Source organism: Micromonospora sp. CNB394 (assembly GCF_000374985.1).
Lineage (GTDB): Bacteria > Actinomycetota > Actinomycetes > Mycobacteriales > Micromonosporaceae > Micromonospora > Micromonospora marina.
The window spans coordinates 1-13,165 of sequence record NZ_KB895884.1; the positions used below are offsets into that span (position 1 = coordinate 1).

The 13,165-nt window shown below is 72.4% G+C and carries 11 protein-coding genes and 1 pseudogene; 5 read left to right on the top strand and 7 right to left on the bottom strand.

Going from position 1 to position 13,165, the window contains the following annotated elements; genetic code table 11:
- The 3 genes and pseudogenes from C569_RS0128965 to C569_RS0128975 form a co-directional block, all read right to left on the bottom strand.
- Positions 1-355: pseudogene (locus C569_RS0128965) on the bottom strand (hypothetical protein); the annotation flags it as partial.
- Positions 356-1,060: 705 nt separating this feature from the next.
- On the bottom strand, positions 1,061-1,744 hold the full coding sequence (locus C569_RS0128970) for a response regulator transcription factor (RefSeq protein ID WP_018789202.1): 684 nt from the start codon (positions 1,742-1,744) through the stop codon (positions 1,061-1,063).
- Positions 1,745-1,765: 21 nt separating this feature from the next.
- Positions 1,766-3,058, bottom strand: a complete 1,293-nt coding sequence (locus C569_RS0128975) for a cell wall metabolism sensor histidine kinase WalK (protein ID WP_018789203.1) — start codon at positions 3,056-3,058, stop codon at positions 1,766-1,768.
- 199 nt (positions 3,059-3,257) lie between these two features.
- Between C569_RS0128975 and phoU the strand changes: the two genes are divergently transcribed.
- Positions 3,258-3,902, top strand: coding sequence for a phosphate signaling complex protein PhoU (gene phoU / locus C569_RS0128980; RefSeq protein WP_026268790.1), 645 nt, complete (start codon positions 3,258-3,260; stop codon positions 3,900-3,902).
- Positions 3,903-4,006: 104 nt separating this feature from the next.
- On the opposite strand, the gene C569_RS0128985 is transcribed toward phoU, so the two are convergent.
- Complete coding sequence (locus C569_RS0128985) at positions 4,007-4,774, bottom strand: phosphoglyceromutase (protein WP_018789205.1); 768 nt, start codon at positions 4,772-4,774, stop codon at positions 4,007-4,009.
- Positions 4,775-4,925: 151 nt separating this feature from the next.
- Here C569_RS0128985 and C569_RS0128990 point away from each other — a divergent pair, with 151 nt between their 5' ends.
- Together C569_RS0128990 and C569_RS0128995 are read left to right on the top strand one after the other, a co-directional pair.
- Positions 4,926-6,308 carry an MFS transporter gene (locus C569_RS0128990; RefSeq protein WP_018789206.1) on the top strand — a complete coding sequence of 461 codons (1,383 nt, stop codon included), beginning with the start codon at positions 4,926-4,928 and terminating at the stop codon, positions 6,306-6,308.
- 21 nt (positions 6,309-6,329) lie between these two features.
- Positions 6,330-7,580 (top strand): MFS transporter, encoded by a 1,251-nt coding sequence (locus C569_RS0128995; protein ID WP_018789207.1) that lies wholly within the window; start codon positions 6,330-6,332, stop codon positions 7,578-7,580.
- Positions 7,581-7,957: 377 nt separating this feature from the next.
- Here the strand turns inward: C569_RS0128995 and C569_RS0129000 are convergent, their stop codons facing one another.
- The 3 genes from C569_RS0129000 to mshA form a co-directional block, all read right to left on the bottom strand.
- Complete coding sequence (locus C569_RS0129000; RefSeq protein ID WP_026268791.1) at positions 7,958-8,848, bottom strand: hypothetical protein; 891 nt, start codon at positions 8,846-8,848, stop codon at positions 7,958-7,960.
- Positions 8,849-8,925: 77 nt separating this feature from the next.
- Positions 8,926-9,459, bottom strand: coding sequence for a YbjN domain-containing protein (locus C569_RS0129005; RefSeq protein WP_018789210.1), 534 nt, complete (start codon positions 9,457-9,459; stop codon positions 8,926-8,928).
- 45 nt (positions 9,460-9,504) lie between these two features.
- The gene (mshA, locus tag C569_RS0129010) at positions 9,505-10,866 is read right to left on the bottom strand and encodes a D-inositol-3-phosphate glycosyltransferase (RefSeq protein WP_026268792.1); all 1,362 of its coding nucleotides are present in this window, start codon (positions 10,864-10,866) and stop codon (positions 9,505-9,507) included.
- A 171-nt stretch (positions 10,867-11,037) separates the two neighbouring features.
- Here mshA and C569_RS0129015 point away from each other — a divergent pair, with 171 nt between their 5' ends.
- On the top strand, positions 11,038-11,802 hold the full coding sequence (locus tag C569_RS0129015) for an SDR family oxidoreductase (protein WP_018789212.1): 765 nt from the start codon (positions 11,038-11,040) through the stop codon (positions 11,800-11,802).
- A 56-nt stretch (positions 11,803-11,858) separates the two neighbouring features.
- Positions 11,859-12,641: a hypothetical protein gene (locus C569_RS0129020; protein WP_018789213.1), complete on the top strand. Its 783-nt coding sequence runs from the start codon at positions 11,859-11,861 to the stop codon at positions 12,639-12,641.
- Positions 12,642-13,165: the final 524 nt, after the last annotated feature.

Sequence of the window (13,165 nt, forward strand, 5' to 3'; positions counted from 1 at the left end):
ACAGGCCCTGCGAGTCGTGGTCGTTACGGTCACCCAGGTGGCCGAGGTTCTCCAGCTTCGACTCCTGCAACGCCGTCGCGATCGACACCACCGCGGCTCGCTCGTCCATCCCGGCCTTCTTCGTCGCCGCGATGATCGCCTTCACGTTCGCGGTCTGCTCGTCGTCCAGCTCGATCCGCGACTGCTCGCCCTGCACACCGTGCGGGATCAGCTTGTCACCCTGCACCGTCACGGCCACCGGCTTGGCGGCGTGCGTGGTGTCCGCCGCGTGGGCGGCCACCGGGCCGGCGAACACACCACCGGTGAAGGCCAGACCAGCGATACCCAGCACGCTCTTCCGCAGAATCGTGTTCATCAGAAATGCTCCATTCGGGGGTCGACGCACCCGGGGGACGGGATGCGCGGGCACCGTCAGGCGCTCGAAGTCTTGGGGGATCCGGTCCGCGAGGGCCCGAGGGGCCTTCTGCGCGGCGCCGGAAGCATGTCCAACGACCAGCCACCCGGCATCATTCCCGGGGGACGCCACACGCCCACCAGGGGGCGCGGCGCGGGGCTTCACCTCGTCGGAACCATCGTCAACGACCCGCCACCCGGGATCATTCCCCGGGCCTCACGGCGACCGCCCCGCAATCAGGGGGCGCCAGGCTGCTCGGTCGTTCACCCGGTCACAACGCCCCCGACCCGCCACCGATTCCACCCCCACAGCGCCACCCACCACCCCCGAACCCCGACAAACCCCCCACACCAGCCCTCCCCAGCACACGCTGCCCCCGGGGACGCCCACCACCGGGTCGATCATGACGTTGACGGCGACAAAACGGACACCGAGTGGCCGCCAACTTCATGATCGACGCCCGCGGGGGCCGGCCAGCCGGGGCGAGGGCGGGGCACCGCGGGCCCGGCCGCGCGACCTTGCAGATCCGGCCCTCCGGGGTGTCCCGTTCGCGTGGGTTGCGGGGCACGGAAGTCAAGATCGCGGGCGCCCGGAGAGGGAGGGACTGCCGAACCCGGACATGTCGTGGCGCCACAAGTCCAAGATCGGCGAGGGTGGGGCGGTGGATCAGGGCTCGAACTTGTAACCCAGGCCACGCACCGTGACGATGTAGCGCGGCGCGGACGGCTCCGGCTCGATCTTGGAGCGAAGCCGCTTCACGTGGACGTCCAGCGTCTTGGTGTCGCCCACGTAGTCGGCGCCCCAGACCCGGTCGATCAGCTGCCCCCGGGTGAGCACCCGCCCGGCGTTGCGCAGCAGCAGCTCCAGCAGCTCGAACTCTTTGAGCGGAAGCTGCACCCCGGCCCCGCCGACTGTCACCACGTGCCGTTCGATGTCCATCCGGACCGGGCCGGCGGCGAGCGTCGGTGCGCCCGTCTCGTTCGCCTCGGCGCTCTGCCGGCGCAGCACCGCCCGGATGCGGGCGACCAGTTCCCGCGGCGAGTACGGCTTGGTCACGTAGTCGTCGGCGCCGATCTCCAGGCCGACCACCTTGTCGATCTCGCTGTCCCGCGCGGTGACCATGATGATCGGCACGTGCGAGCGCTGGCGGAGCTGCCGGCAGACCTCGGTGCCGGACATCTCCGGCAGCATCAGGTCGAGCAGCACGATGTCGGCGCCGGTCCGGTCGAACTCGGTGAGGGCGGCGAGGCCCGTCGCGGCGACGGAGACCTCGAACCCCTCCTTGCGGAGCATGTAGGACAGGGCGTCGGAGAACGACTCCTCGTCCTCGACCACCAGTACGCGGCTCAACGGGTGTTTCCTTTCCTGTGGTCAGACCTGCCGGAGCTCGGCCGGGCCGGCCTCGATCCCAGCGGAGGCGAGTGTCGTCTCCAGGTCGTCCGGGGGGCGTGCGGGCAGCCGGAGGGTGAACGTCGACCCCCCACCAAGGGTGCTCGACACGTCCACCCGGCCGCCATGGTTGCTGGCGATGTGCTTGACGATGGCCAGGCCCAACCCGGTGCCGCCGGTCGCCCGGGAGCGGGCCTGGTCGGCCCGGTAGAAGCGCTCGAAGATCCGGTCGACCTCGTTGGGGGCGATGCCGATGCCCTGGTCCGTCACGGCGATCTCGACGTGTTCGTCGGTGCCGGTCACGTTCACCCGGACCGTGGTGTCCTCGGCGGAGTAGTTGATCGCGTTCTCCACCAGGTTCGCCACCGCGGTGGCGAGCTGGCTGTCGCTGCCGTACACGGTGACGCCCCGCTGCCCGCCGACGGCGATCTCCACCCGGCGGGCGGTGGCGGCGGTGCGGGTCCGGTCGACGACCTCGGCGAGCACCCAGTCCACCGAGACGGGTTCGGGGGCGGGCTGCGGTTCGGCGCCCTGGAGGCGGGTCAGTTCCAGCAGCTCCTGCACCAGGCGGCCGAGCCGGGTCGACTCGTGCTGGATCCGCTCGGCGAACCGCCGCGCGGCGACCAGGTCCTCGGACAGGTCGGGCGTGCCACCGGCGGCCGGCTCGGTGGCGTCGACGAGCGCCTCGGCGAGCAGTTGCAGCGCGCCGATCGGCGTCTTCAGCTCGTGGCTGACGTTGGCGACGAAGTCCCGGCGTACCCGCGCGAGACGGTGCGACTCGGTGACGTCGACCGCCTCGATCGAGACGTAGCCGGAGCCCAGTCCCATCGCCCGCAGGTGCACGCCGAGCGGGTTGTCCCCGCTGCCGTCGCGACCCCGGGGCAGGTCCAGCTCTATCTCGCGCCGCACGCCCGTGCGGCGGACCTGCCCGGCGAGGGTACGGATCAACGGGTGCGCCGCGATCGACCCGGGCGTCGCCCCGGTACGGAGCAGGCCCATCGCGCGGGCGGCCGGGTTCACCAGCACCGGCACGTCGTCCGCGCCGAGCACCACCACGCCGGCGCGTAGCGAGTCGATCGTCTTGCGGCCGAGCCCGGATAGGCCCCCCTGCTGGTCGTCCGGAATCGTTGTCCTCCCTGCGTCACGACGGAGGAGTCCGCCGCCCCGCGACGCCCGGCGGCGCCGCCATTCGTCAACGGGTCCGGACAGCAGCGCCCCGGCGACCAGCCCGGTCACCAGCGCCCCGGCCACCACGATGGCCACCGCCCATTCCACCCGGCGATCGTAGGGTCATTGTTAACCCCGGGATCGGGCACAGGGGGACGAACCACTCTCGCTTTCGGCAAAGTTCACCTGCGGGCCCTGCGTCGTTCATCCGCGTTCACCCTGGTGCCGGCCGTTCGGCCTAGCGTGGGGCGCGCACCTGCTCCTGCCGTACCCCGAGGGTGGCGGCCACCGACCCCAGGAAGTGACGATGCGCGACGAGTTCCGGGCCGACCTGCAGATTGTCAGCCAGTTGCTGGTGGACATGGCCGAGGCGGTACGCGCGGCCATGCGGCAGGCCACCAAGGCGCTGCTCACCGCCGACCGGACGGCCGCCGAGACGGTGATCGCGCGGGACGCCGAGATCGACGACCTCTACCGGCACGTGGAGGAGCGGGTCTGTGATCTACTGGCCCGGCAGGCGCCGGTGGCCTCCGACCTGCGCGCGATGATCACCGCGTTGCACGTGGCCGCCGATCTGGAGCGGATGGGCGACCTGGCCGACCACGTGGCGAAGACGGCGCTGCGCCGCCACCCGTCTCCGGCGGTGCCGGCGGAGCTGCGGCCGGTCTTCACCGACATGGCGGGTATCGCCGACCGGATGGCCGAGAAGATCGGCTCGGTGCTGGCCAAGCCCGACGCCGCCGTGGCCTCCGAGCTGGACAGCGACGACGACGCGATGGACGACAGGCACAAGAGCCTGTTCGGGGTGCTGCTCGGCGACGACTGGCCGTACGGGGTGGAGACGGCGATCGACGCGACGCTGCTGGGTCGCTTCTACGAGCGTTTCGCCGACCACGCGGTGAACGCGGGCGAGCACGTGGTCTACCTGATCACCGGTTCCACGTCCGGCTGACCCCGGCCCCCCGCGCAAGGAAGGGCCCCTTATTAACACTGAGTGTTAATAAGGGGCCCTTCCTCTACCGCAGACGTTAATAGGGGGCCCTTCCTTGCACCAGGTCAGCGGCCCTGGTTGGCGACCGCGGCGGCGGCGTCCTTGGCCGCCTCCGGGTCCAGGTAGGTCCCGCCGAGCACCTGCGGACGCAGGTCGGCGTCCAGGTCGTAGCGCAGCGGGATGCCGGTGGGGATGTTCAGCTTGGCGATCGACTCGTCGGAGATCTGGTCGAGGTGCTTTACCAGGGCGCGCAGCGAGTTGCCGTGCGCGGCCACCAGGACCGTCCGGCCGGCCAGGATGTCCGGCACGATCGAGTCGTACCAGTAGGGCAGCATCCGGTCGACGACGTCCTTGAGGCACTCGGTGCGCGGCATCAGCTCGGTCGGCAGCAGCGCGTACCGGGGGTCGCCGACCTGCGACCACTCGTCCGCGTCGTCGATCGGCGGCGGCGGCGTGTCGTACGACCGGCGCCAGAGCATGAACTGCTCCTCGCCGTACTCGTCGAGTGTCTGCTTCTTGTTCTTGCCCTGCAGGGCGCCGTAGTGGCGCTCGTTGAGCCGCCACGACCGGCGCACCGCGATCCAGTGCCGGTCGGCGGCGTCGAGCGCCAGCTCGGCGGTGCGGATCGCCCGGCGCAGCAGGCTCGTGTGCAGCACGTCAGGCAGCAGGCCGTGCTCGCGCAGCAGTTCGCCGCCGCGCCGCGCCTCGGTCTCCCCCTTGGCGGTCAGGTCGACGTCGACCCAGCCGGTGAACAGGTTCTTGGCGTTCCAGTCGCTCTCGCCGTGCCGCAGCAGGACCAGCGTCCCGACGGTGGGCCCCTCGCTCGCAGTCATGCCGATCATCCTGCCGTACGCCGCCGGCGGACACGCGGCGACCTGTGGTGACGACCACCACGTGGAAAACCTGATGACCAGGGCTCGGGCCCGACACTAGGTTGTAAGGCGTCTTAATGAGGCCGGTCATTACCAAACAGGGGGCGTCGGGATGCGGACGGTGCGGGGCTGGTTCCAGGACACGGCGGGTGGCCTGCCACGGACGTTCTGGTACCTCTGGGCCGGTACGCTGATCAACCGGCTCGGCTCGTTCGTCCTGGTCTTCCTGGCCATCTACCTCACCCAGGAACGCGGCTTCTCCGCCTCGCAGGCCGGGCTGGTGATCGGCCTCTGGGGTGCCGGCGGCGCGGTCGGCACCACCATCGGCGGCACCCTGACCGACCGCTGGGGACGGCGGCCCACGCTGCTCACCGCGCACATCGGCGCGGCGGGCATGATGGTCGCGCTGGGCCTCGCCCGTCCGCTCTGGGCGGTCGCCGTGGGCGCGCTGCTGCTCGGCGCGTTCGCCGAGGCGGCCCGTCCCGCCTTCGGCGCGATGATGGTCGACGTGGTGCCGGACAAGGACCGGCTGCGCGCCTTCTCGCTCAACTACTGGGCCATCAACCTCGGCTTCGCCTGCGCGGCCGTACTCGCCGGCTTCGCCGCCCAGGGCAGCTACCTGCTGCTGTTCCTGGTGAACGCGACCACCACGCTGGTGACCGCGCTGATCATCTTCGCCAAGGTCGGCGAGACCCGCGGCCCGGTCACCGCACTCCCGGTCAAGGGAATGCCGGCTCCGGCCGGCGCGCTGCGCACCATCCTGGCCGACCGGGTGTTCCTCGGCTTCGTCGCGCTCAACCTGCTCGCCGCGCTGGTGTTCCTCCAGCACATCTCGATGCTGCCGATCGCCATGGGCGACTCCGGGCTCAGCCCGGCCACGTACGGCTCGGTGATCGCGCTCAACGGCGTGCTCATCGTGGTCGGGCAGTTGTTCGTACCCCGGCTCATCAAGGGCCGCAGCCGCTCCCATGTGCTGGCGCTCGCGGCGCTGGTGATGGGCGCCGGGTTCGGGCTCACCGCGTTCGCCGACACGGTCTGGCTCTACGGCCTGACCGTGCTGATCTGGACCGTCGGCGAGATGCTCAACTCGCCATCAAACGCAACCCTCATCGCGGAGCTGTCCCCGGCCGCGCTACGAGGCCGCTACCAGGGCGTCTTCTCGCTGTCCTGGCAGCTCGCCGGCGCCGCCGCGCCGATCCTCGGCGGCCTGGTCCGCGAGCACGCCGGAAACAGCGCGCTCTGGCTCGGCTGCGCCGGCATCGGCGTCGTGGCGGCGGTCGCCCACCTGATCTCCGGCCCGGCCCGGGAGCGCCGCGCGGTGGTGCTGCGCGGGGTGGGCACGCCCGTCGCGCCGGTCACCGTCACCACCTCCCCGGCGCCCGAGGCGGCCGAGGCCGCGGCCACCGCACCCGCCGAACCGGTCCGGACCGGTTCGGCGAGTACGCCCCGGCGCGAGCGCCCCGCGGCGGGTGGTTACGGTACGGGGATTCGGTAAGGAAACCTTCCTGGAGGACGTGTGCGCGGCCTGCGGCGCTGGTGGGACGACACGGCCGGCGGTCTGCCCGGCACCTTCTGGTACCTCTGGTCCGGCCTGCTGATCAACCGGGCCGGCGCGTTCGCGCTGCTGTTCCTGTCGCTCTACCTGACCGCCGCCCGGGGCGCCCCGCCGTCACTGGCCGGGCTGGTGGTCGGCGCGTACGGGCTCGGCGGCGCGGCCGGCACGCTGCTCGGCGGCGTCCTGGCCGACCGGTGGGGACGGCGGGCCACGCTGCTCGCCGCCCACCTCGTCGCCGCCGGGCTGATGGCGGCGCTGGCGTTCACCACGCACCTGGCGGCGATCGCCGTACTCGCCACCCTGGTCGGGGTGGCGCACTCGATGCCCAGCCCGGCGTTCGTGGCCGCCATCGTGGACGTGGTGCCCGAGGCTCGCCGTTCCCGCGCATTCAACCTTCAGTTCTGGGCGTTCAACCTGGGCATGGCGGTGGCGTCGCTGCTGGCCGGCGTCCTCGCCGAGGCGAGCTTCGCGGCGCTGTTCCTGGTCGACGCCGCAGCCACGCTGGCGGCGGCGGTGGTGATCGCGCTGCGGGTGCCGGAGACGCTCGCCCGGCGGCCCGCGCCCACCCCTCGGGCGGTGGCCGGACGCCGCCCCGGGCTGCACACCGCGCTGACCGACCGCACGTTCCTGGTGTTCGTCGGGCTGACGTTCCTGCTGGCCGTGCTGACCATGCAGACCTCCACGATCATGCCGCTGGCGATGCGCGAGGACGGTCTGCGCCCGTCGGCGTACGGGCTGGTGGTGGCGCTCGGCGGGGCGCTCATCGTGGCCGGGCAGTTGTTCGTGCCCCGGCTCATCGAGCCGTACCGGAAATCGAGCGTGCTGGCCGTCTCCACCGGCCTGATGGCGCTCGGCTTCGGCGCGCTCACGGTCGCCGACGGGTTGCCGCTCTACCTCGGCGCGGCGGTGGTCTGGACGGTCGGGCAGATGCTCGCCGCGCCACCGAACGCGCAGATCAACGCGGACCTCGCGCCGCTCGAACTGCGCGCCCGCTACCAGTCGGTGTTCTACCTGACGTTCCCCGCCGCGTCGTTCGTGGCGCCGGCGCTCGGCGGGCTCAGCCTGGAGCACCTGGGCGAGCGGCACTGGCTGGTGGTGGGCGCGCTCGGCCTGCTGGCCGCCGCCGGGCACCTGCTCGCCGGGCCGCGCCGGGAGCGCCGGGTCGCCGCGCTGCGTGGGGCGGTGGCGGAACCGGTCGGATCCGCCCGCTGAGCGGGTGAGACAACGGCAGAGCGCCCACCCCGACCCCCGTCGAGATGGGCGCTCTGACCGTACGCCCGGCGGCGGCGGGCGACACTCACCCCCGTAAGCGTCGCCCGCTCGCGCCGCCGGTTCCACGGGCGGCACCGTCCCCCAACGGCGTGATCCACCCGATCTTCGCATCTCGCCTGCGCGGATCTGAGCGATCCACCGCTCCCCCGAACGGAAACAAGCGTGACGCGGTGTAATAAAGTTAGTTCGCCCGGATTCCGGATTCAACCCAGATCGCTGTCTCGCCCGTCACAGCGCCCGTGTCGGAGATCCGGCTGCCCGTGCCGTGGTCCCTGGAATGGCAAACACGGCATTCCAGGGGTCCATTCCCGTAAACCTCAGCCGTCCTCGCGATTCGGGTTCTCGGTCCGGAAGAAGTTGCTCTGCCGGCCGTCCCGCAGCTGCTCCTGGTAGATCAGGTTCAGCCGCCGCAGGTCGAACGTGCGGAACCAGTCGTCCCAGGTGATCTCGCGGATCCGGCTGCTCTCCCGGTACCCGGGCATGTTGAACGTCAGCACTCCGGGCCGGTCGCCGCGCTCGGTACCAGCGATGGTGGCGGGCTTCGCGCCCCGCGCCCGCGCCCAGCGCTGGATCACCTTGTGGTTACGGGTCACCAGGCTCCGGCCCGGACGCTCCGGCCGGTCCGCGAGCGACGTGATGAGCTGCGACGATCCGATCGACCGGCTGGACGCCGGGCCACGGGTCGGCGCCGCCTTCGCGCGGGACGGGGCGGCCTTCGCGCGGGACGAGGTCGCCTTCGCGCGGGACGGTGCCGCCTTCGCGCGGGACGAGGTCGCCTTCGCCTGGGCGGGTGCCGCCTTGCGCGTACCCGTCGCCTTGGCCCTGGCGCCGGTGGCGCGTGCGGCCGGCGCGGTCTTGGCCGGCGACGTGGCGCTCCGGCGGGCCGACGTGGTCCGCTTCGCCGCGGTGGTCTTCTTGGCGGCGGTGCTCTTGCGGGTCGCCGACGGCCGTCCGGCCGGGCCGGTGCTCCGCCGGGCGGCGCCGCCCTCCCCGCGCATGGTCCGCGCCAGGGTCTTCACCAGTTCCGGCTTCCGCAGCGCGGAGATCCCGGAGACCCCGCGCCGCTTGAGCTGGCTGCGGATGTCGTCGACCTTCATCCGGGAGATCTCCGACTCCGACACCCTCGGGGTGTTCGGCGTCTGGTTGCCGGGTTGCCGCTTGGTCCGGGTCGCAGTCGTGCCGCGACCTGAGCTGTTGCGCTGAGCCATGGGACACGCTCCTCGACAGTCCGTCCTCGGCCCGCGGTGGGTCCCAGTGCTCCGCACCGCGCGGGGCGGCATACCCGTCAGGAGGACTCCGAACCTCCGGCGGACGATCCGGCAGTGGCGGAGGGCTCGAAGAGGTGCGCGAACGCGGCCAGGTTCGCGGTCGACTCGCCGCGCTTGACCCGCCACTCCCACTCCCGGCGGATGGCGGTGCCGAAGCCGATCTCCAGCATGCTGTCGAACGACTCGTCCGCGTACGTCAACACGGAACCGAGCAGCCGGTCCAGCTCGTCGGCGTCGATCCCGGCCAGGTTGACCCGCCCGGTCAGGTAGACGTCGCCGACGGAGTCGGTGGAGAACGAGACGCCGTACATGCGGGCGTTGCGCTGGAGCAGCCAGGCCCACAGCTCCTCGCGGCGCTCGTCGGGCTGGCGCATCACGAACGCCTCGATCCGCAGCGCGTGCTCACCCACGATCAGGTTGCAGATCGTCTTGAGCTTGTGCGTGCCGGGCAGCGTCACCGCGTACGACGCCTCGCCGGTGGACTCCCACTCCAGCTCACGCTCCGCGCAGACGGACTCGATCAGCGTGGCGACCTCACTCCTGCGGCTCATCGCACCCACTCTACGACCGGCGTACCGGGGCCGCCCGGTGGCGGATCACCACGAGCACAGCAGGGCCGCGTCGCCGCACCGGCGCGCCAGCCGGGCCCGGTGCTCGGTGATCGCCTCCCCGTAGACCGCGAGCAGGCCGGAGGCGGTGCGGTGCCAGGAGAAGTGCCGGGCGTGCCGCTCGGCGCCCCGGCCCAGCGCGGCACGGCGTACCCGGTCGGGCAGCAGCCGGGCCAGCGCGCGCGCCCAGTCGACCGGGTCGTGCCCGTCGATGAGCACGCCGCTGACGCCGTCGCGTACCGCCGTCACCAGGCCGCCCACGGCGGCGGCCAGCACCGGTGTGCCGCACGCCTGGGCCTCCAGCGCGACCAGCCCGAACGACTCGTTGTGCGACGGCACCGCGACCAGGTCGGCGGCGCGGTAGAGGGCAGGCAGGTCCGCACCGGTCTGCGGCGGGAGGAAACGCACCCGGTCGGCGATGCCGAGCGCGTGCGCGAGCTCGATCAGCGCGGTGGGCCGGTCCAGGCCGGTGCCGCTCGGCCCTCCGCAGATCACCACGGTCACCTCGTCGGCCAGCGCCGGATCCCGTTCGCGCAGCGCGGCGGCGGCGCGGACCAGCACGTCCGGCGCCTTGAGCGGCTGGATCCGGCCGACGAACGCGACCACGTACCCGTCCGTCGGCAGGCCGAGCCGGCGCCGCGCGGCCCGGGTCGCGGCGTCCCGGTCGCCCGCGGCGGGACGGAACCGGTCCAGGTCGACGCCGGGCTCCACCACCGCCACCCGGTCAGGCTCGGCCGCGTACCGGTCGAGCAGGTCGCGGGCCTCGACCCGGGTGTTGGCGACCAGCCGGTCCGCCTCGGTGACCACCTGCTCCTCACCGATCACCCGGGCCTTCGGCTCGGGCCGGTCCCCGGCGGCCAGGCGGGCGTTCTTGACCTTGGCGAGCGTGTGCGCGGTGTGCACCAGCGGTACGCCCCAGCGCTCCTTGGCCAGCCAGCCGACCTGCCCGGAGAGCCAGTAGTGCGAGTGGATCAGGTCGTAGTGGCCGGGCGGGCGGGCCGCCTCGGCGCGCAGCACCCCGGCGGTGAAGGCGCAGAGCTGACCGGGAAGCTCCTCCTTGGTCAGCCCTTCCAGCGGCCCGGCGGTGACGTGCCGGACGGACACGCCGGGCGCCACCTCGACCACCGGGGGCAGGTCACCGGCGGTGGCCCGGGTGAAGATCTCCACCTCGACGTCGGCCTCGGCCAGCCGCCGGGCCACCTCCAGGATGTAGACGTTCATGCCGCCCGCGTCGCCCGTGCCGGGCTGGTGCAGCGGCGACGTGTGCACCGACAGGGTGGCGATACGGCGGGGCCGGGGCCACGGAAGGGCACCTCGCTGACGACCGACACCGGTGTGCAAATCCGCCACGTCCGCTCCCTCTGTCACGGTTGATGCCGTCCCGCACGACCGGCGCTTCTCGGTCAACCCGTGTGCCGGATGTCATCTTCCCCATCGGAGTACGGAAATGCTTTGCGCCGGGTCCCGGGCGTGACGGACCTCATCCCGCCGCCCGGCCCGGCGGCGGGGGACAATGACCGGATGAGTTCAGTCGCCATCGTCACCGGGGCGTCCAGCGGGATCGGCGCGGCCACCGCCCGCCGGCTCGCCGCCGAGGGATTCCACGTGCTCGCCGCCGCCCGGCGTACCGACCGGCTGGCCGCGCTGGTCGCCGAGATCGAGAGGGCCGGCGGCGCGGCGACGGCGGTGGCCTGCGACGTGACCTCGGACGAGTCGGTCGCCGGCCTGGCCTCCGCCGCCGAGGCCGCGCCCGGGCCGGTCACGCTGCTGGTGAACAACGCCGGCGGCGCCCGCGGCCTGGACCCGGTCGAGACGGCCGACGTGGGCGACTGGCAATGGATGTACGACGTCAACGTGCTCGGCACGCTGCGCGTCACCAAGGCGCTGCTCCCGGCGCTGGAGCGCTCCGGCGCCGGCACGGTCGTGATCGTCAGCTCCACCGCCGGGCACGTGGTCTACGAGGGCGGCGGCGGCTACACGGCCGCCAAGCACGCGCAGACCGCGATCGCCGGCACACTCCGGCTCGAACTGTGCGGCCGTCCGGTCCGGGTGATCGAGATCGACCCCGGCATGGTGCGGACCGAGGAGTTCGGCCTGGTCCGCTTCGGCGGTGACGCCGACCGGGCCGAGGCGGTCTACGCCGGAGTCGCCGAACCGCTCGTCGCCGACGATGTGGCCGACTGCGTCGCCTGGTGCGCGACCCGCCCGCACCATGTCAACATCGACCGGCTCGTGGTCCGCCCGCTGGCCCAGGCCGCGCAGCACAAGGTGCACCGGACGCCGTGAAGCGCGAGGAGTGAGCCGGTCTTGCGAGCCCCGCAGTCGCTGACCCGGAGGCACTGATGGAGCGTCCGCTCGGCGTGGCCACCCGGGGCACCACGAACCCCAACCGGCTCCGGCGGGTGGACAACTGGATCGTCGAGACGTGCGGCGACGCGCTGCGCGCCGCCGCCGACCCGCTCGTGGTCGACCTGGGCTACGGCGCCTCCCCCGTCACTCCCGTCGAACTGCGGGCCCGGCTCGCGGCCGGGGTCCGCGCCGACGTGCGGGTGGTCGGCCTGGAGATCGATCCGGTACGCGTCGCCGCCGCCCTGCCCGCCGCCGACCCGCCCGGGCTGACGTTCGCCCGGGGCGGCTTCGAACTGGCCGGGCTGCGCCCCGCGCTGGTGCGGGCGTTCAACGTGCTCCGCCAGTACGACGAGAGCGAGGTGGCCGACGCCTGGCGTACCGTCACCGGCCGTCTCGCGCCGGGCGGGCTGCTGGTCGAGGGCACCTGCGACGAACTGGGGCGACTCGGCTCCTGGGTGCTGGTGGACGCCACCGGCCCGCGCACGCTCACCCTGTCGGCGAAGCTGACCACGCTGGAGAGCCCGGCGACGATCGCCGAGCGGCTGCCGAAGGCGCTGATCCACCGCAACGTGCCGGGTGAAGGCGTCCACGACCTGATCGGTGCGCTGGAACACGCGTGGCGCTCGGCCGCCGGCTACGCCCCGTTCGGCCCGCGGCAGCGCTGGTTGCGAACGGTCGAGGCGGTGAAGGAGTCAGGCTGGCCGATCCAGGACACCTCGCGCACCTGGCGCCACGGCTACCTGACCCTCCCTTGGCCCGCCATAGCCCCCCGCTGACCCACCCCACCCCCGCCGCCGCCACACCCGTCGATCTTGGAGTTGTAACGCCTCAGATGCCCGGTTAGCCCGACTTATCAGGTGCCACAACTCCAAGATCGCAGAGGCTTCGGGGCGACGCGGGCGCGGGAGTTCCGGGAGCCGGGAGCCCTTGACAACCCACTCACAGATCGACGACAACGGGCGTCCCCGGGCTCGATGAGCACTTTCGTTGATCTTGCAGTTGCTGCCCCGGCAAAGCGCGTGAGTCGGACATTCCCGGGGCCGTAAGTGCAAGTCACCCGGTCTCTTCGGGACGCCGCGCAGGCGTGAAAATGGTGGGTAGGTCGCCCGCCGACGCCGATCGATCTTGGTCCGTTTGAGGCCGTGTGCAAGTCTGGCGCCGGGGCCACGGACCTCACGGGTCACGCATTGTTGCTTCGAGCACGCCGGTCAGATTTTCGGTTTCCGACCGAGGCCCCCGGGCGGCCTGCCTCCTGGTCGATCACGGGTGCACGGAAGGGAACGAGGGATGGGTGGCAGGC